Here is a 19881-nt window from a genome sequence, read left to right on the forward strand (position 1 = left end):
AAAGAAAATTCCATCACATCTATGGATGTGGCTCATTTCCCAACGGCCTAAGTGGTTAACTACTAGACGGCTACTCGACAATAGTGACGGAACATAGAGCAGTTTTGTGCGAGAAAGGGATAGCTATACTATCCCTCCAGCCTCCTAGATGTCAGCAAAAGTACTGAGTGATGTATGAAATCAAATGACATGCGAAAAGCTTATACAAGCCATATATCACAGCTGCCAATAACGCCAGACCACTTATCAATAGGATAAAGAACGGAATCTTGTCTCGGAACAAAGTTAGATTTAGCTCGTCCACAAACCACTGACTTTGCTGCTTTTTGACACCAAACATTTTGTAGTGAGCCAAGACATCACTAAAGAGTATCTGTTGTCCAATGTTACCGCCATCAGAATAGTAGGCATCCTTCAACTCTAAGAACTTTTGGTTGACCTCCCGTAGAACGTCCTGATCGTCAGTCTCTGCTTTACGGTACAGTGAAAGGAGATTTCCGGACAGCTTTGTGAGCTGGACTCCTCGCCTCTCGTAGTCGAATTTCTTTGGCTCATACATGGTAATGAACAAGGCGGCTATCGAGAGCAGAATAAAGACCACCGACGTTAGGTTAGTAGTAACCTTGAAGGCTAATCCGACAATACCGAAAGCCAGAGACGCAAAACCAATCCAAGCGGGAAGTCTGGATACAATGTCAAACGTCGCGAAATGACGATTCGCGCCGTATGTAACGTTGTAAGCCAGTTCGGCGATATCTTTTTTGAGTATTACTCTGTCCATTGGCAGCCTCAGTTGGAGATCGGAACAGTAATTTCCGATCGCGCCACAACGACACCATCTTTGATGGCGTAGCATTCAACGGAGTGCTCTCCATTGAAAGTGGTTGATTCACTACGATTTCCGTAACCTGCATCATCTAAGATTTGACCTCGGATGCAATCTCTACGCTCAGCTTCAGGCCCTCTATTAAGCACCTTCCATTTAAGTGAATATGGCTGAGGCACTTCAATTTCACTGACGCTAAAAGACAGAGACTTTTGAGCTCTCAAAGGAATGAATAGACGTAACATCTCAGAGAGTGAGTATTCACGATAACCGTTTTGGGAAACGTCGCAGTCAATGGCCATATGATACCGGATGTCCACGGGATACTTGTCAGCAATAAACTCTTCTGTATTGAGCCAGGTCTGGCGATTTTCCGCGATTGCCGCAAGGTTCTTTGCACTTTGAGGGTAACCACGACCGAATACTTTTCGCCATCTTTCGTTGTTGTTGTCATCATCGATGGCTTCAACACAGAGAGCAAAAGCTTTTTTGGCAGCCCGCTGAAAGTTTTTCTTCACTTTTACATGCTGATTACTGCCCAGAGCGTTCCATCGATCTTGTTTCGGTAAGTTGCTTAGATATTCAAAGAAATCGCGGCACATCTCGTCATAATAAAGAGGCCCTCTATTGTCATAGTCGGTGGTACTTTTTAGGAAATTATGGGCAAGGGTATCTATCAGAAGGCCCCCCATTGCTACACCATGCTTATTCTTCCAAGCACGAGCCATCTTACAAAGCGGTCTCAGATTCTTGTTTTTCGCATCGTTGACTTCTTTCATGGCTTTCATTTCATCCTTCGGCTTGGTGAAACGCCATGAGCCGCCTTTGTGCGTATAAGGGTATTTGAAACTGCCATCTTCCTGCTCGAAAACAGGCTGCACCTCGACCATGAAGTTCTTATACTTCACTACAACGACCAAACTGCTTACCGTCACATCTGTTGTCGGGTAACGTGCCAAGATTGCATCCTTGGTGTCTTTGAGAAGTTGACTTTGCTTGTCCTTATAAGTTTCCCATTTGCTGCTCGGCATGATGTAAAGCATATCTAGGTCAGAGATACCTTTGATACCAGTGAATCGTCCATATGAGCCAACCTGAAGCGTGTTCGCTGTTGTAGAGTCCGTATTACGAAACTGCTTGTTTAACGCTTTGGTGATTTGACCATAGCGCTCACTGATACTAGCCGAGTTGTCGACTCGGATATTTACCAAAAACTGTTTGAAATCTTCTGAAACCGACACATCACACCTACATGCAAGTAATTCAACCACTTTCATATATGGGGTGAGGATGTATGACTTTCAATGCCTAATTCAATGAAAAGTATAAGAAAATAATCTCAATATAAGAATTTTAGGTGGGAGTTCACCAATACGCTGACTTACAGGAGTATTGCAAGATATTGAAGTAAGCCAGTATTCGGTTCTCACTAATACGAATCTGCTTGGAACAAGTAGAAGCACAGTTTCTTACCGTAAGTGGTCAACTAAAAACATGCATTCCCATAGGATCACCACAAAGCACAAACCATCTTTAACCTTATGTTTTTTATTGGCATAACTCGCAAATCCCCCTTTAAGAGCGTAGTAAACTCATCACTCAATATGAATGGAGATGACTATGCCAGGCGCTTTTGCTCATATCACCGCAGTTAACGTGGCTTCTGCGAACAACGCTTTGATGACTCTAAATATGCCCCGAGAAGCCAAAAAGGCTTTGGCTCAAAACAAAAGGTATTTGGAACTCGGTTGCGTCAGCCCTGATTACCCTTATCTGGATCTCATGGATTCAGCACAAAACAAATGGGCTGACGAAATGCATTACAACAATGTGGGCAAGTTAATAAGCACCCTCGTTCAGCAAGTGAAATCAGTAAATAGCGAACACCAAGAAAAAGCCTTTGCGTGGCTATGTGGCTTCGTCGCGCACGTTGCCGCTGACATTACCATTCATCCCGTGGTTGAAATGAAAGTTGGCCCTTACGCTGAAAACACTAAAGCCCATCGTGTTTGTGAAATGAATCAGGATACCTATATCTGGTCTTCTCGATTGAACCTTGGCGATATTGGCATGGCTGACCGTGTAAAAGAAAACATAGGCAGCTGTGTAGATGTTAATGACGACAGTTCGATTTATCCGATTATCAACGACATCTGGCACACTGCGCTCAATGCTGTCTACTCAGACTATGCCAGTGAATGTCAGCCTAACATCAACGCTTGGCACAAGGGTTTCCAAACAGTTGTAGACAACGCGGAGGAGTCACATCGTTTGTTTCCGTGGGCTAGACATGTTGCGTCAAAACAAGGCTTAACCTATCCCCTTCACGATGAAGTCGATACAACATTTATCGAAAGCCTCGAAACGCCAGATGGGACAAAACACTATGACGAAGTCTTTGATAAGGCGATTGAGACTATCCAGCTGTTTTGGGAGCAAACCGCAGCAGCTGTGTTTGAAAGTGCAGAAACTGACTTCTTCAAAAATTGGAATTTAGATACAGGCCGCTGTGAAAACGGACAGCTAACAGCTTGGGGGAACCAATGAGATTAATTACCACTCTTGCATTGCTTATGGCTTTAACGTCTTGCTCAACACAGGCCAAATACTCAGATGAAGTCATGTATGACATGGCTTCAATTCTGAAAGATGTATCCCAAGCTGTTGACGGTGAACTTAAGTGGGGGAATACCGAAGGACTCAGCCAAGAAGAGATTATATCAAGTGCCACCTCAACCAATCCCAATCAGCTACCTGAGCTTGAAGTGCTAGCCAAAGAAGGAAAAGTGGCTAATTATCGATTACTACAGGAATTCCAAGGGGACAATGCGGTCATGCTGATATGTGATGGTAACGTGGCACTTATGGAAGACGCTGGCTGCAACGCTGAATTTGACAAGATCTACTGGAAATCACCAAGTTCAAATACTTGTAGCATCAATCTTGATACGGCTGCGATTTGCTCCAACTAGCAGTATGAAGTGGTAAAGCCGCACGACTGGCCAACTTCAATCGAACTACCGGCAAGGCATTTTAGTTCTCTATTAGAAATCTTTTAACACGTATGGAAAGAAGGAGTTCAAATGGGTATTAAACCAGGGCCTAAGCGCAAAAACGAAGACGGTACACCAGACAAGAGGCAGCGTGTTCGTCCGGAGAACCAAAAGAAGCATCCAAAGTTAAAGCCACACGATCACGAAAAAGGTGATTGATACTAAGCGGTATGAAGCAGCTCTTTCGAGCAGCTTCATACCTAGCTAATTTCCCGCAAGCATAGAACAGGCGTATATCCAATACGGGTGGAAACCCCACAAGCAAACCCTCGGCACCCGCTATCTGCATGCTGGCTGCTGCCCTCCGGCTCTGACCAACTACACACAGTCACGCTGCGAGGAAACCTATGGGGTTTCCAGTGTTTCAAACAAGCCAAAAATTTCTGGGATGTTGCTTTTTCATCTCTGCCTTGCGGCAGGTTTAGGTTCCTAGTGTGGGTTGCTAACTTCCAGACCTTATCTCAACTGCCTATGCGGCAGGACACTTCATACAGCGAGATATAATTCCGCTTTGTGATTTCTCAGCTACCTATGCGGCAGGACACCGTTGTCAAACGGATGGTTTTCTATGTAAATCATTCGATTAACTCACTTTCGCCAACAAAACCCTTTTTTATATCAACTTTGTAAGCTTCTGATTTCTAATGCTGCAAAATCCCCACCCCAAAAAGGGTTAAACTGGAATACGAATATCTGGCACTGTTCCACGATACGTTTGATTGGTTGCCAATCCATAGCCATTAAACTCCGCATCAGAAACTTCAGCGACATTTTCCTTTTGAACATGTAACACAAATCGTTGTTGGGTACTCTGGCTATCCATCAGTATTCGATGAAACATTCCAATCGGCTGATTACTTCCTATCCTTTCAGGGTCAAACTCTTCACCACGCTCAGCTGCTCGCCGCTTGGCTCTCTCAAGCCGTCTTCTTTTCTCGCCCGTAAACAGCTTGGCAATACCCTGATTTCGGTAAAATCGAACCTCTGCTGTATCTGCTGGAACTGGCTCTATATTAGTGACCGCAAACAGCCCTTGAGCAAGCATCATTGTGAAATACTGAGTTTGATGAAGCTGACTCAACCGCTGCAGGTTGGAAGAGCAAAACATGATTTGATTGCCGAGGCTTTGCTCTGTCCAACGCGGGAATCCCACCCCGATACCACCAATGTGGTGAAAAACTAAAAAGTCATGCAGGGTTGAGATGCATCGCCCCGCTAATATTTCTTGGCTCGCCTGTTCTGGCAAATAGGTAATCACGAAGTAATAACGCTTCACACAGACCTCGACTTCTGGAACAAACCACCTTTAACCAAAACGGCCATCAGGTAGTGGATATCAGAGGGGATCTCTTCGCTACATTTCAAGCCATCTATCAGTGCTGCTTTCTCATCGACACTCTTCAGTAGACTGTATGCGTCAATCCCACTTGAAGGGATACGGTGAGCAATAAGGTATTCTTTATCACCTCCATATTCATGTACCCGCAAACGCTTATCTGCTTCATCAGCCCACCAATCATCTATAAGCTGAATTGCGGCTCCTATTTTCTCAGCATTCAGGCTTGGCCAAATCTGACCATCGCCACTTCTTACCTTTGCGTATTCACGGCCAAGGTTGGAACCGTCTTTAGAGTCGCTGAACAATTGGCTCGGGAAGATTTCTTGCATGAATGAGGCTGAAATGTTCGCTTTAATATCGGCAAACCAAAATGGCTCTTCACCAGACAGGGCCGACGCCAGTTCTCCGGTCAAACCGTTCAATACCTTTTGGGAGTCATCCTGCCAAGGCTCATGCCAATCAAGATGAAGAGCATTCTCGATTCGGTATTCGTTACCCGCAGAGGTGGCTACAGTTATCGCGAGACCCATGCTTCGTTGATTTCGCCAAAGCCATTGACCTAGCAGCAGGTTTTTACAATACCTCCGCGCTAGCTCGTCATACCCGCCCGCTCTTTGATAAGCAGCAGCCAAACTACAAAGGGCTTCACCCACACTTTGACTGTTACAAACGAAAGGGCTCAAAGAGTTTGCTTCAACGCGCAAAGAGAAACGGCAAACGATTTTGTCTACCGTCGGGGGGACGTAACACGATTCTCTGCGAACGGGATTCCCGAAGGCTAAATCTTGAGGTTGCAGATTTTTGGGTGAACCGCTGGGTTGATACGCTTCAGAATAACTGCATTTCTGACCGACAATCGCATCCTGGTCAATCGGCAAAGGCTTCATCGTGCCATCTGCTTCTTCGTAGAAAAACACGCCCTTACTTGGCCTAAGAGACCCTTGATAAGAAAGCTGAGTGCAAAGCTCCATCACCACCCCCTATGCTCTTCGCATTAGGATAGAACCGCCAACGACATCCATTTTCCAAAAACAGGTCGCATTGAAATATTTCTCACCTTTAAGGCGGATATCTATGGGGGATTTACAATCGCAAAGCCCTATCAATGGCTCTGCGTAGGCGTGGACAGGAGAAACACTGTTTGGTCTTTCGGTGGGTTCTTCCAGCAACTGATATCCCACCATCACTGGCTTTAAGTCCATGTTCAGTTCAGTGAGTTCGCAAAGGTTTTCGAAAGACTTTGGCGCAGTTTTAGCAGGTACTATCCATCTACCTGTCGCGGGTAACTGTGAAACATGCTCATGTAGGGATCGAGTTGTTCGCAGTGAACACCAGTCTTTTGACTCGTACAGCGATGGCGGATGAATAACACCGCCTGCAAAGCGCGACGGCAGAGCCGCTTTTATCAAATCAATCAGTTCATCTCGGGTTTGAAGAAACGACTCTGTCGAATGTACACGAATAGCCAAGTCCATGACCAAATCGCAATGTATGGACTCAACGATACCTGGTCGTTTCAAATGATCACTTCGCTTTCTCTCTAATGTGGGGCTTGGCAGTTTCAAGCCAGATACGGACGAAGATTCCCGAACATGCCATGCCACACTCTCGAACGTGAACTCACAGCCCAACAGAGTTTTCAGCTTTCTATCAAAAGCATGAATAAAACCCCATAGAGCCGTTAAGGATGGAATACCGACTAAATAGGGGTTCGCTAAAGAAAGCGCATCAAACACTCGAAGGTTCTCTAAATGGATAACCTCGAACTGGGTATCTCGTTGGCCGCACTGATCATTGCCAAGCGTGTCCAGTATCCATCGCAGTTGATTCCTTACCGGTTCTAACAATTTGGGGTGGTAAGCATATTCAGTTTTCCGATAACCAGCGTCTTGCAATGTTGTATGAAAACGCTGATTAACAAGCTTTAAGAGCGTTGAATTATCTGACAAGGGTTCAGTGAGAAGCGAACGCTCAGTCTCTCTAATAGCAGCTAGAGTATCAGCTCCGTCTCGAAGACTATCCCTCCATTCCATTATCGGCAGCAACCACTCTGCTAAAGCTCTCCTTAGCTGACGAACCAGTGAGATGCGACGTCTACGCCGTCGGCGAAGCAAAGGCTCTTCGTCAAGATGGATGAGGCTGTCCAATAGACCGATGAAGCGTTTGTTTAGCACTGCCCCTTGGTTGAAAACGGATTTATTAGATTCAACTTGGCGGATCCTGCTTTTGTTCAGGCTTACTTTGTTTCGCCAGGCTATGTTCAACGGATAGTTCAGAACAGATACGCTTCCGCCTTTCGATGACGCCAAGTCGCCGACACTGGCTGGATGGCTGTGGCCTATCGTTCGGAAGCGCCCAAGCCTTTGCGTATGAAGCTGCTGGATTTTGGCCTGAACTGCACTGGAAACAACGGGGGTTATAGCCAAATAGTCGTTCAGCCAAGGAAAACGGACTTGCTTGGAGTAATCGCTCACAGCCGAAGGGAAATGATCAGTATTCCTGGCTTGTTCTAGCTTTAGCCGCCATTCACCAAACTTAGTTTTAGTCAGGCCAAGCTCACGAAAAGCTCTGCACCAAGCATCACTGTTTTTAATAACGCATTCAGCCAAACACGTCGAACTTTCCTCCCAGATAAATCCTGAACAAAACAGCTTAGCCTTGTTCACCTGAGAGGAATTATGAGACCACCCTAGTCTGCACTCGCAGTTTGCTGAACCCAACGCCCCCGTAATCAAGAGTAAATCACCACACAGAATCCTTTGCGCCTGCACCCGTGTATCTGGGTATTTTAGATTGTGCGTATGCAGCCACCATACTTCTTCAAGACAAGAATCTATGTGGGCTTCATCTTTCAAAACTGCTCTTGCTGATTTTCGCGAGGTTAGCGATTCAACTTCATCCCGTTTCAACGTTAGGTTAAGCAGTACAATTAGCGTTTGAGTCTCTTCACCAGTTACATCAACCAATTCAGAGTAAGCGGCAAACGCTTTGCGAAGCGCAATGTCGGGTTCTTCATGTTCCAGTAGATCTCTCAGCGTTTTCATCATCACCACGCAGGAAGATAAATATCGCTAGAAACGTCGGTCTGCATTCGAGCTATTCCCAACTCAATGACATTGCGAAGTCGAAATGCAGGCTTGTGAGGTGGAATAGTCGTTTGCTGATGAGGTCGGTAAGTCAGTTTTAAAAAACCTTCTTGATAGAGCCTTTCAACCTGCTCATAGCTCGTTGAAAGCATCGACGCCGTTTCAGACAGAGTTAGTAGAACATCTCCAACATTCGCCATTTTTGATTTTGGGTGGCGAAGAATCAGATGAGACAAATAAGCCAGCAACTCACGCAATACGAAGTTCTGAGACAAATCTTTTGAAGGCAACCTGGACGAGTGAAGCAACACATCACCAAAGATCTTTCTAAACGGCGTGTGGTTGTATTCTATGTAACGTGACGCTTCCCAAGTCGCCAGCCTTCTATTCATCGCTGTATGAAAAGATTCAGGCCATTTCTTGAAGAACCCGATAGCACCGCTCAGGCCTTCTACATTGATTCCGTCACCCTCAAGGTTTCCTACAAACTCCAAGTGATACCACAGAAGCGCACCAAATCGCGTTGATTGATTGCACTTCCCGAGTGCTGTTGTATCAAAATCAACCGTATCGCCAACGGTTAAGCAACTTAGCAGAATTCGTATAGGGTCAGCCTTTTGAGTCGGCGCATTCTTTAGGTCAAAACCGCACTCGCATTCTGTAATGTTTTCACTCGTTAAGTAGTCGAACACAGCCCCACAACTAGGGCATGTATCCATCAAATCCAAATGGTGCTTATGGCAAGCTATATAAGGGAAGAAATGCCAAACCTGGGGAATATGTTCTGATTCTTTTAAGCACTCAGGACATATAGGCACGCCAGCCTTCCGAACGAAACACAAAGGGATATGTGTTCCTTGCCTATACACTGCGGAATGAGAGAAGCAAAAGCGAGTCGAGGAACCCAACAAGGCAAACTGCAACAGGGGTAGTTCTGTATCGGCAAGTCGATCGAGTAAGCGCAGAGCACGAACCCGAAACCCGCTACTCTGAGCTGCATGGTATACGTTCACCATCTTCAACTGGAGTGGAAAAGCCCCGAAAGCCTCTTGGTCATGCTCATAGAGCCAGTCTTTAACAGCTCTACTAAGCAATTGATAAGACTCAAAGTAGTTAGCCTGACTTAGACGAAGGAGGTAGCTTTCAAGGGATTCATCTGATTGATGCTCCACTCTTAGGGAGAATTGAGACATTCTTGGCGCACACTAAGGAATACTTAGTAAAGGATGATGCTTTTCATGAGATGCAGTGATATCACAATTGAGATCATCTGGATATCACTGTTTAGACGATGCCAAACAAAAGGACATATACTCGTAGCTGTATTGTGCCTAACACTAGTCTAGATATATCGAAGCGAGAGAGCTTGCAACAGTTCGGCAGTAAAGCCAAATGTACTCAGCGGGGAATTAGATCAGGGGTTGCGACAGCAGTCGAGAGTGTATAAACAAATTCTGAAAGGGAACCGGCTAGCGTCGCACACTAGCCGTTTATTTATCACTCAGCATCTACCGTACTATGGGCTTGTTTGTAGTCGTGCGAATCAGACCGAGATACTGTATTTGACACCTCTCCACTATAGTATATGGATGTTAGTGTCCACTGACCTCGACATCGAGCATTGTTCTTTGCAGTTTTGAAAGAGTTTTTTTCACGCTCAGAAAAATAGTCATTGCTATCCAATCTCTTAACAATGCTAGATGTTTTACTAACGACAATAGTAACTTTATCTTGTTTATCAAGCATCGCTAATCCCCTTAAACTGGTGGAATGAAGTTTGGTGTCCTAGCATAGAGTTTCTTATAGTGTAGCAAAAATGGTGCAAAATTGTATCTATGTCGCCAGCTATATCATAAGCTCGTTCATCAGCAACCACATAGTTACGCCTTTCCAACCACGGACAATCCGTGTAATGCACGTCCATTGATATGCACAACAACGCCAATAGTTCACTACCGACAATGCTTTCTAAATCGTCATCAATAGAAAGTAAATCTATTGTAGTTATCGGGAAACATATGCGAGTTTTACCATTGTTAAAATCGTAGCTCCAGACAACACTACCTTGTACCCATGAGGCAACGCAATCTTTATCAACTTCCGAAAACTCAAATTCGTGGTCATTTGGAGCAATGTTCGAGTTTGACTCTTTAGCGAAGGAAATCAACCTATTCTCTGATGCACTTGGGCATGTATAAAGCCAAGCCTTCACATCCTTTCCAAGACTTGGCAAAGAGTCAATTAGCAAATTTAAGATAAAGTTAAAGTTATTACCATATAACAACGTAGCTACATCGCTAGCAGACGAAACTTTGTTTCCGAGTCGAGTCAAACGATGATTCTGGAAAAATGCTTTCGCGCTTGCATAACCAGAGTAGTACATTCGATCTATATCACTCTTTGAAAGGTCAAAGTCAAGGGTTCCGATATCTGAAGGGACAATAACAGGTACAGCAATACCGCCGACAATTTGGGAAAGTATATTAGTCGTAGCATCCAAAGCAGAGTTTAGTAAACCCTTTAAGTGAGAACCGAAACTTCGATCGCATTCACTTCGAACATTTTCAGAAATTAAGTCAAATGCATAAATTGGTATTTTCTTATGAATTTCTCTGTGAAATAAATAGGTAGGCAAATTACATGAGAGCCCACCATCCACAAGGCATGTATTTTTGTTATTTGTCGGTTCAAAAACTATCGGATAAGCAGCAGAGGCTGCAATAGCTTCAAAAACACAATCCCCTGCGGTTTCTGTACTAGAAAATTCTTTCGCCTCTCCAGATATCACATCGGTTGCAACAACGCGAAAATCCACCCCTGTTAATTCATGGAATTTTTCAAAGGATATAGTAAGCTCATCCTCAGCCTCGTTAACAGACAACTCTTTTGGGTATTTTTCATAAGCATACACAGCGAGAAGAGAAATAATATTTCTCTTTCTAAAAGCACCATTATTCTTAATTATTCTAGAGATGAAACTCCTATTGCGTCGCAGTGCATTAATAACCTTTAATATAAGAATTAGTTTTGATTCTGATTTTAATGAAGCTATAGTTTCTTTGATTCTATTGGCTTCTCCATCAATAGGACTATCAAGCAGCTTAATAAAGTCCAGATTTGACATTCGCTCTTTGATTTCGTCACTGTTAAACCCCAACGCTGCCAAAAAAGCGACAATTGCCCCGGCTGAAGCTCCGCCATAACCCACAAACTTAATTCTACTTTCTTCAGCTGCTTTCAATGCTCCTGCAAATGCAGCACCTTTAACCCCTCCACCTTCAAAAACTGCATAAGACTCAATCAAAACTAAAACTCCAATAGAACGTTGTGTATATAAAAAATAGGAATATTGTAAATAACTTTTAAGCTTCGCCGCTGCTCAATAAGCTCTCACATTAAAAGTTTTCGATCCAAATCGTATTAAATTAAGTTCTTAATTTCAGAGAGAAAACATTCCTTTTTATTTAAACTTAACTTAGAAAACTCCAGAATTACTGAAGCCAACAACTCGTCATCACAGTAAAAATATGCCACTGGCACACCAAGCTCATCAGCAAGTCTCTTGGCTGTTTGGTAATCTGGTGCGTGCTTACCTTTTTCATACTGATTGAGGCGCGCACTGGCTGTGTTTGAGTCCATACCGAGATTTATGCCTAACTGTTGTTGAGTCATACCTGCGGCCTTACGCGCAGCACGCAGTCTAGTTGGGAAAGGTGATTCCATAAATCTTCAGCTACTTAGGATAAGTAACTAAGATTTTCTTAGTATCACGCACACAAATGTACTAAGGAATACTTAGCTTTTAAAGTCTTCCGCTAACCCTTTTTCTTCAAAAGCTCTTTTAGTGGGATGTTTTCGCTGAACACGCGATTGGTTAGTGCTTCATCATTACTCATGGCTCTGGGGTTGTAGCCTGAGTAGTGTTCTATTTCAGACAGCTTCATCTCATTGAGTGGGAGTTCAAAAGGGTTCCGCACTTGAGGATTCAACTTGGTGAACGAATGGTGGAGCCTTTGCACATCAAACTCTCGCTCGTCTTCCAGCACGGCATCTTTCACAGCATCATTAATCAAATGCCTCAGAGCTCTCAGCTCGCCTCTGCTTGCTGCAAAGAGGCTAATTGATGTTTTCTTAGCTTCAAGTTTTGGCGGCCTATCAAAAGGCATTTTTTTAGCCAAGCCTTTTAAGAATTGAACAAAGTGGACGGGGTCTTTCGAGAGTTTGAAGTATGGGATAGAGCGGCGGGTGACCAATCTTGAGGACCATTGGGGTTCTTCTGCAATCATCTCAGCCCAGGGCATACCGACAAGAACAATAGGAACGCCAGCTTCTTCCGATATGTACTTCAAACGATTTGCAATAGCCTGTCTTTTCTCCGCAGATTTGAACTCAATAAGCTCCTGAAACTCATTGATGATAATGAGCTCAACCTGCTTTTTTCGAAGTAGGTCAACGAGCGAATGTGTGAGACTAGAGTCTGTCGTAATTCTCGACCTACCTCGGGTCGTTGTACCGAATTGGCCGAGGTCTTTTAAGAGCTGTAGAACCGTTTCTTCAAGGGTTAGCTTACTTGGAATCCGGCTGACAAGAATAGGCGAGAAATCAAACCTGTCTTTTGGTTCTGACTGCTCTCGACTTTGATAGTACCGAATAAGGTGCGACTTCCCGCAACCTGTGTCCCCCGTCAGTAACATGCATTGTTGGTCACCGCCGAGCAATCGGTTCTGCCTAAGTCTGTCAAAATCACCCATAATTTCAGTCAATAGCGGGTATTCGACAAAGCAGTTCAAAAACGCTTTGAGCTTGACACTTTGCTCTTCCGTCATTGCTTTCACTAGTAGCCATCCAAGTTACTGATCATATCGTCCCAATCATCGAGTAGGTCTTTATCTCCTTCATCCCTAGCACCTTTCTCTGCGGCCTGTGAAGGTAAAGCAACGGTTGAATTTCCCCCCTGCTCTACACCAGAAAATTCTGCCAACTTCCTCTGCCCGCTTTTCCGTTTCTTCTTACTCGCTAATAATCCAAACTCTTCCTGATCTTGCAGCACACGTTGGTGGATGGCCTGCCGAGCCTTCGCCAAGCTCAACACGTCAATGTTCCCTTCAATAAACTTATGATGTGCATTTGAAAGCACCTGGTGATGATGCCATGACAGGTTCTTTGTATATCCAATAGGGTCTTCGCAAGGGACTTCTAAGTAGCCTTCTAATTCTTCTAGATAAACGAATATTCTGGAGATGTCATCGGGGTCAATTTTTACCAACTTCTTACGGCTACTTTCAGTTTGGGGATAGCGTTTTCGATACTCAGAAAGCTCAGGGCAGTCATACCTCAAATGCTTAATTTTAAAACCAAGCCTGGTCAATGTCGGTTGCCACTTCACCCCCATTACCACGGTGAGTTTGTCGATATCTTCCTGTGACATGACCAACGGCGGATAATCTTCATATCCTTGCTGCCAAAGCTTTGCAGGTATGCGAGTTTTTCTGGAATCAGCGTCTTGATGGTACACATCCACTATCCAGCGATGAAATAGCTCGATGAAAGTAGAGAATCGAATAACAGCATCTTTTTCAGGGCTGTACTCCTCTTTTTCCAACACGTTCGAGAAGGTTTTACCTGGGAATGGATCCAGAAACTTCTTATTAATGGTGCCGAACAGTCGCTCAATGAATGGTTTGAGCCATGGCTTTCTAACAGGATTAAACTGAATGTTAATCCCTGACTCCAAGCATGCTTGTTCTAAGCTCTCGCTCCAAAACTCTGCCCCATTATCCACGACTAACGTCTCGATTTTTCCGCTGCACGGCCAGTCATTTTGGAAATCACTTGCAATGGTATCAAGGTAGTCCTTTGGCTTTGTGGCGTGAATAATAGCTTTACTCACTGAGTCATAACTTGGTGCCCTATAGCCAAGATGAAAGCCAACAATGCAAGAGCTGAACACGTCAACGAGCAAGGTTAAATAAGGGCGACCGAGAGGAACAAGAAGTTCATCATCAATCAAAATGAGATCGAGTGGCGTGTGGTCGATTTCGACCTTCTCTAAAATACGTGTTGGCGGCTTGTGCGCACTGAAATGCCCATACCACTGATCTGCCATGAATTTGCCATGCCGAGCAACAGCGACTTGATAGGGAGGAAGCTGCTTAATGCGTTTTTTGAACCCCGAATAAGAAAGTGGCTCTATTTGACCTTCAACAACCCTTTCATTGCTTAGTAAAACCTGATCTTTGTAGTACTCATAAGCTGTTGTCATCGAGGGTCTTCGGGCATTTAAGAATCGCTCCAGCGCGTCATGAAAAATTGCACCATCACCGGTATTTTTTAATTCGTAATTACCTTTGCGATGATGCTTTGGAACCAACGCTGTGATCTTTCCGCCCGACAATTCATAGCTTTTTCGCCAATTGCACACCACTCGGCTTTTTGGTGGGTCTGATTGCCCTGTTTCTTCAAAATGCTGCTGGATGAGCGGGTTAAGGTTTTTAGGTGTCCAGCCACCATTGAGGTTTTTGTCGATAAAGGCGAGTAGTCGAAAGCGTTTGATCGCTTCTTCTTTCAGGTGTGCAGGATAGCTATCAAGATCTCTTTCTATCAGCTTTTGTGGTTCTTTAGGTGGGGAACTATTTGGTTTACTTTCCGAACTCGATGACGGGGAAAATTCATTGTTGAACAGTGGGAAGCTATTGTCGCCATCGCCAGAGTTCATGCTCCAACCCACACCACACTGTGCATGCCAAATTTCTCTTTATTCAATTCTGCCTGTAATTGCCCACGTGAAATTAACGCTAGGGCGTTAGCTTTTAACTCTCCGCTAGAGACATGAATCCGTTGTGATAAGTCATTGATGGAAACTAACCCACTTGCTCTCACCACTTTGAGCAACTGCATCTGGATAGCATTTACCCCAACGATACCTGTATAGCGGTGCAATAGCTTCAGATTGTATAGGACGGGATTAACTCTGATTTGGTTATCGGTTACCAATGTAAGAGGACACCCCAAAGATTTTGCCACTTCCATTTTGCCGACAAACTTCCGACGAAACTCATCCCCGTCAATTTTGCTGGCAGGCTTTATCTCCAGAAATGCCTCACGTCCGTCTTCATAGCTAACCCGAAAATCTGGCGTATAAGGCAGCTTTTTACCTTCAAATTGATAGTAAAAGCCTTCTGGCTGAGCCTCGAAATACACAATTTCTTTGCAATATTCGAGGTGAAAGCAAGTATCGAACTCTAATGAGGATTCAACGGTAAGAACAGTATTGTTCTTTAAGCTGGAGAATTTAAAGAGGTTTTTTACGCGAGAGTGCTTTAGATTGCGACGATACATGGGCGTTTACCGCATGTTGTTTTGTTACAAATAAATGTAGTTGTGCAATCTTATGGTGTCAATTTGCAAGCTTGTGGTGCTAATTTGCAGACTTATGGTGTCAGAAACAAGAACGCTAGATGGGTGGAAGCCCCCTCAGCCACATCCCGGCACACACGTCCCAAGCGCGGGCTGCTTCCTTCCGGACCTGACCCAGTACACAAGTTAGTGTTGCGGGAGGACCAAGGGGGCCTCCATAGATTTGATACACCAAAAATCTCTTGAGAAAGAAACCGTTGGTTCGAGCGCATTATGTGGGATGGCTACGCCCAATGCAAGGGGTTATCTGGCTTTCAGCAACCAAGTGGTGAGAATTTACCCGCCCTACTCTTCTTCGTTTTCTGTGTGGAGAAGGTAATCGCCGAGCCAAGCAATGGTCAGAGACAACAACCAGGCGACAAACACCGGGTTTGGCACTGAGAATTGCGGGAAGACGACAATGGTGGCAAAGGCTATGGCTGGCAGAATCACGCAGAGTTTATCGCCGCGCTGTTCACCACCGATGCGTTGGAGTTCCTGAAGTGCCAGCACCAGCATACTGCCGCAGAAGGCGAACATGGCACCTTGGGTTTGTCCGCCTGCCAATAGCGCGACAATCAGCGCCACAGGCCACCAGCTGATTTTCTTCACTGGCTTCCAGAAGTAAGTCGCGACCCAAACCATGATGACGCAGAATATCTGCATTAAGGTGTAGCTGATGGCACCACCGAGCTTCTCGTCCCCTTGCAGCGCGAGCACTCCGCATTCCATAGCGATAACAACTGAGATAACCAGCAAGGAGACCTGCCAGTTACGACGCTCCCCGGTGATGAGCACCAGTGCGGGAAGTATCATCCAAAGGCTGAGTGAAATCGCAACAGGTTGGTAAGGCATCATGGCGCCGAAGCCAATCAAGCCAAGTGCAAGAATCCATACAGCGATACCGCCGGAACCAGCAAAAAAGAGAGCGGGAATCGCGAAAGCAAGCAGAGGGATATCGCCTTCAGCAAAGGCAGAAGAAAGTGCAGCACCCATGACCATGACTGCTGCTGTCACCATTAGTGTCGTCGCATACCACATTTAGCACCTCCTGCGCTTCATGCCGACAGTGATACCTCATTCCTGCGATAATCTTTTTGTTGTCAGGTGAGGTATGATGTTTCTAATTATAATTTCTCCGTCAGTTTCAATATGCCCAATTTTGATGACCAAATCTATGCAGTACTTATCCAAATACCCCCAGGAAAAGTAACAACTTACGGTGATGTCGCAAAATTAGCAGGGTTTCCCCGTCACGCACGCCATGTCGGCAAGCTTCTTGGCTCACTGCCGAAGGATTCCAAGCTGCCTTGGTTTCGTGTGATCAATTCCAGTGGGATGATTTCGCTCAAGGGAGAAAGCTTTGTCAGACAGCGTGAGAAGCTGTTGGATGACGGGGTCGAAGTTAAAGAAAACGGCGCAGTGTCATTGCGCCGTTTTAGATGGGATGGAGAGCCTGCCTAGCGTTATCGAATGGCGCTGACCACCTGAATTTCCACGTTCTGTGTCTTGGCAGGGTCATTAATCACATGGGTAGCCGTGTCGCTGATAAACATTAACTGGCCATCGACTTCAATGCGTGCACTCACGTTGTAGGTGTGACCCGGTTTAATCTCTGAAGGCGAGTAAGTCAGCGAAAATGGCAGTGGAACCTGACGCCCTTCTGTCATGTAGGACTGGCTGCTGATCACGTCCATTGGCGCATCAGCTAATGACACATCCGCCAGAGTGACCGTCAGTTTTGCGTTATCCGGCAGGGCAATACGCTGCAAGTAGTAAACTTCACCTGTCACTGTTGCCATGTCTTGGTCCTTAATAATGTCAGTACATGCGGTGAATGCGAGTGCCATCAACGCAGCAAAAAATCCAAAAAAGGCCTTCTTCATGGTAAAACTCCAAGTGACGCAAGCGTCTAAAATACTGATAAAACCAACAACAAGTTTATCACCGTTGCATATTCAACCATTGAGAAAATGTGGATTTGAGATCACACCTTTCAACATCCACTGGTTGTCGCGTAAGGCAGAGTAATGTATGCCACCTCGCAAGGTTAGAGAGCATACATGCTGATTAAGTTCGAAATAAACGACATGATGAGAGCGATCTGTCATTTTTCTGTCAAAACAAACAACAATATGATGTCAGACTGGCTTAAAGAGGAATTATGAGTACGAAATTGGAAGAACTGCTGGCTTTGCTTAAGCTCGAGCAGATAGAAGAAGGGCTTTATCGTGGACAGAGCGAGAACCTTGGCCTGCCTCAGGTTTATGGTGGTCAGGTGATTGGTCAGGCACTTTCTGCCGCCAAAGGCACTGTCGAGAGCGACCGTTTTGTGCATTCATTCCACAGCTATTTCCTACGCCCCGGCGACCCAGAAAAACCTATCGTTTATGACGTAGAAAATTTACGCGATGGTCAAAGCTTCAGTACCCGCCGCGTGAAAGCCGTGCAGTACGGAAAACCGATTTTCTACCTGACCGCTTCTTATCATAAGAATGAACCAGGGCTTGAGCACCAGTTCACCATGCCGCAAGTACCGGGACCGGAAGGCTTGATGTCAGAAAAACAACTGGTCGACTCTATCGCTCAGCACTTACCGAAAAAGGTGATTGAAACCTTTGGTGGCGACCGCCCGATTGAAGTTCGCCCCGCTGTGGTGGTGAACCCACTAGCCCCTGAAAAACTCGAAGCCAAGCAATACCTGTGGATCCGCACCAATGGCAAGATGGTCGACGACCCGCGCGTTCATCAATATCTGCTGGCCTACGCGTCGGACTGGGGTTTCTTGGTGACCGCACTGCAACCTCATGGCGTGACCCTGATGACACCGGGGCTGAAAGTCGCCACCATCGACCATGCGATGTGGTTCCACCGTGAATTCCGTATGGATGAATGGCTGCTGTTTGCGATTGATAGCCCATCAGCCAGCGGTTCACGCGGTTTGGTGCGTGGCGAGATTTACAACCAGAAAGGCGAACTGGTTGCTTCTGCAATTCAGGAAGGTTTGATGCGGAAGAATCCCAGAGCTTAATCGGGGCTTAAAACGAACAAAGGCCAGCGCGAAGCTGGCCTTTTCTGTTTTCACGCGATTAACTTAGAAGTCGTAACGCATGCCTGCTTGCAGTTGGTCATCTTTACCATCAAGGCCTTCGAATTTGTAGCCTGCGTAAGCGCGGAAGTTGCCGTTGAATTTGTAAACCGCTTCTGCAGCAAAGTTGTTGGCTTCTTCGGTATTGGTGTCGTCGTACTCACCAAAGTTGTATACCGCCACCAGCGCCAGTTGCTTAGTCGCTTTGTATTGCGCTGCCACTTCATAACCGGTGTAGTCCTGATTGCCTTTTGAACCAGCGGTGTAAAGTGCGCCCAGCGTAAAGCCGTTTTGCGAGTATTCAGCCGCCAGGTTGACTTGGTCATCGCTGTCAGTGCCTGCATCCTGAGACACGTAACCTGCACCAAGGCTGACTACACCAAAGCTATACAGCGCAGAGATGCCGTAGCTGTCTGCATCTTTCTCGTCGGCTGCAATGTAGTTGGCTTGAATAGACAGCGCGTCAAACTCGCCAGCGTACAGGAAGTTGTTTTCACGCTTGTCTTTGTTGCCTGAAACCAAGTCTGCCGCGTCACCACCAAAGGTCGCCATCACATCGGTAATGTCAGTCAGCTGAACCTGTGCAGAATCTTGCTTACCGTAAGAAAACTCACCCGCTGATGTGCCGAAACCTGCGAAGATGTAGCGGTTCTTCAGGCTATCGCCACCGCTGAACTCAGCTTCGTATTTACCGAAACCGTAGAGACCTTCTGAGATTTCCGTTTTGCCTTTCAGGTTAAAGCGCGCACGGGATTTATCTTCAAAAGAGCTGTTGGTGTCGCTCTCGTTGTTGTCAGACACGTTGAAGCGCGCTTCAGCACGGCCACCCACTTTCAGGGATGTGCCTTCGCTGTCGTATACCGTCGCCGCGAAAGAGGAAGTTGAAGCGAGTGCGATAAGCATTGCAGAGGTTAACGCTGCGTTTTTCATTTCTTACTACCTTATTGTATTTGGGGGGCTTTCTTGCCCAATAAAGAAAAAGCGGGGGCTAAGGTAGGGCTGAAAAATGACAGTTCGGTTTCTGTCGGGTGACGTTTATGTTCCACCGGAATGACCAAATGATGACTGTCGACTGACCTCTCAACACCTTGTAA

The 19881-nt window shown here is 45.6% G+C and carries 19 protein-coding genes and 2 other RNA genes; 5 read left to right on the plus strand and 16 right to left on the minus strand.

All coding sequences use genetic code 11. The annotated features are described in order from the left end of the window. Positions 1–151: 151 nt before the first annotated feature. The gene (locus D515_RS19380; protein WP_051997536.1) at positions 152–781 is read right to left on the minus strand and encodes an SLATT domain-containing protein; all 630 of its coding nucleotides are present in this window, start codon (positions 779–781) and stop codon (positions 152–154) included. Between the two features lie 8 nt (positions 782–789). Continuing rightward, a complete protein-coding gene (locus D515_RS19385) occupies positions 790–2067 on the minus strand; it encodes a nucleotide-binding domain-containing protein (protein ID WP_039850359.1) in 1278 nt (425 codons plus the stop codon). A gap of 379 nt (positions 2068–2446) precedes the next feature. On the opposite strand from D515_RS19385, the gene D515_RS19390 reads away from it, so the two are divergent. The 3 genes from D515_RS19390 (at position 2447) to D515_RS26375 (ending at position 4038) form a co-directional block, all read left to right on the plus strand. Further along, on the plus strand, positions 2447–3373 hold the full coding sequence (locus D515_RS19390; protein ID WP_002540923.1) for a zinc dependent phospholipase C family protein: 927 nt from the start codon (positions 2447–2449) through the stop codon (positions 3371–3373). After that, positions 3370–3798 carry a hypothetical protein gene (locus D515_RS19395; RefSeq protein ID WP_002540925.1) on the plus strand — a complete coding sequence of 143 codons (429 nt, stop codon included), beginning with the start codon at positions 3370–3372 and terminating at the stop codon, positions 3796–3798. The genes D515_RS19390 and D515_RS19395 overlap by 4 nt, the downstream gene beginning before the upstream one ends. Before the next feature lie 111 nt (positions 3799–3909). Continuing rightward, complete coding sequence (locus D515_RS26375; RefSeq protein WP_002540926.1) at positions 3910–4038, plus strand: hypothetical protein; 129 nt, start codon at positions 3910–3912, stop codon at positions 4036–4038. A gap of 94 nt (positions 4039–4132) precedes the next feature. Here D515_RS26375 and ffs (D515_RS25415) read toward each other — a convergent pair. The 12 genes from ffs (D515_RS25415) to D515_RS19445 form a co-directional block, all read right to left on the minus strand. Further along, an RNA gene (gene ffs / locus D515_RS25415) (signal recognition particle sRNA small type) lies at positions 4133–4229 on the minus strand. A gap of 323 nt (positions 4230–4552) precedes the next feature. Continuing rightward, a complete protein-coding gene (gene cas6f / locus D515_RS19400) occupies positions 4553–5155 on the minus strand; it encodes a type I-F CRISPR-associated endoribonuclease Cas6/Csy4 (protein WP_039850343.1) in 603 nt (200 codons plus the stop codon). Continuing rightward, positions 5152–6189, minus strand: coding sequence for a type I-F CRISPR-associated protein Csy3 (csy3, locus tag D515_RS19405; RefSeq protein WP_002540929.1), 1038 nt, complete (start codon positions 6187–6189; stop codon positions 5152–5154). Before csy3 ends, cas6f begins: the two co-directional genes overlap by 4 nt. Positions 6190–6198: 9 nt before the next feature. Continuing rightward, positions 6199–8073, minus strand: a complete 1875-nt coding sequence (locus D515_RS19410; RefSeq protein WP_160167793.1) for a type I-F CRISPR-associated protein Csy2 — start codon at positions 8071–8073, stop codon at positions 6199–6201. 191 nt (positions 8074–8264) lie between these two features. Next, positions 8265–9497, minus strand: a complete 1233-nt coding sequence (locus tag D515_RS19415; protein ID WP_002540932.1) for a TniQ family protein — start codon at positions 9495–9497, stop codon at positions 8265–8267. Between the two features lie 545 nt (positions 9498–10042). Continuing rightward, positions 10043–11608, minus strand: coding sequence for a patatin-like phospholipase family protein (locus D515_RS19420; protein ID WP_002540933.1), 1566 nt, complete (start codon positions 11606–11608; stop codon positions 10043–10045). Positions 11609–11724: 116 nt separating this feature from the next. Next, positions 11725–12027, minus strand: coding sequence for a helix-turn-helix domain-containing protein (locus tag D515_RS19425; RefSeq protein ID WP_002540935.1), 303 nt, complete (start codon positions 12025–12027; stop codon positions 11725–11727). Between the two features lie 92 nt (positions 12028–12119). Beyond that, positions 12120–13130, minus strand: coding sequence for a TniB family NTP-binding protein (locus D515_RS19430; RefSeq protein WP_002540936.1), 1011 nt, complete (start codon positions 13128–13130; stop codon positions 12120–12122). 8 nt (positions 13131–13138) lie between these two features. Then, positions 13139–15019, minus strand: coding sequence for a Mu transposase C-terminal domain-containing protein (locus D515_RS19435; protein WP_002540938.1), 1881 nt, complete (start codon positions 15017–15019; stop codon positions 13139–13141). After that, positions 15016–15642 (minus strand): TnsA endonuclease N-terminal domain-containing protein, encoded by a 627-nt coding sequence (locus D515_RS19440; RefSeq protein WP_039850346.1) that lies wholly within the window; start codon positions 15640–15642, stop codon positions 15016–15018. Before D515_RS19440 ends, D515_RS19435 begins: the two co-directional genes overlap by 4 nt. Before the next feature lie 130 nt (positions 15643–15772). Next, positions 15773–15869, minus strand: an RNA gene (gene ffs, locus D515_RS25420) — signal recognition particle sRNA small type. A gap of 136 nt (positions 15870–16005) precedes the next feature. Next, positions 16006–16740 (minus strand): VP0952 family biofilm-associated protein, encoded by a 735-nt coding sequence (locus D515_RS19445; protein ID WP_002540941.1) that lies wholly within the window; start codon positions 16738–16740, stop codon positions 16006–16008. 111 nt (positions 16741–16851) lie between these two features. Between D515_RS19445 and D515_RS19450 the strand changes: the two genes are divergently transcribed. Continuing rightward, positions 16852–17163 (plus strand): MGMT family protein, encoded by a 312-nt coding sequence (locus tag D515_RS19450; protein WP_002540942.1) that lies wholly within the window; start codon positions 16852–16854, stop codon positions 17161–17163. A gap of 2 nt (positions 17164–17165) precedes the next feature. Here the strand turns inward: D515_RS19450 and D515_RS19455 are convergent, their stop codons facing one another. Beyond that, positions 17166–17585: a YbaY family lipoprotein gene (locus tag D515_RS19455; RefSeq protein WP_002540943.1), complete on the minus strand. Its 420-nt coding sequence runs from the start codon at positions 17583–17585 to the stop codon at positions 17166–17168. A gap of 278 nt (positions 17586–17863) precedes the next feature. On the opposite strand from D515_RS19455, the gene tesB reads away from it, so the two are divergent. Next, positions 17864–18730, plus strand: coding sequence for an acyl-CoA thioesterase II (gene tesB / locus D515_RS19460; protein ID WP_002540944.1), 867 nt, complete (start codon positions 17864–17866; stop codon positions 18728–18730). 63 nt (positions 18731–18793) lie between these two features. Here tesB and D515_RS19465 read toward each other — a convergent pair whose 3' ends face one another. Then, positions 18794–19717 carry a porin gene (locus D515_RS19465; protein WP_002540946.1) on the minus strand — a complete coding sequence of 308 codons (924 nt, stop codon included), beginning with the start codon at positions 19715–19717 and terminating at the stop codon, positions 18794–18796. Positions 19718–19881 lie beyond the last annotated feature (164 nt).

It is taken from the genome of Grimontia indica (genome assembly GCF_000333895.2).
Taxonomy (GTDB): Bacteria; Pseudomonadota; Gammaproteobacteria; order Enterobacterales; family Vibrionaceae; genus Enterovibrio; species Enterovibrio indicus.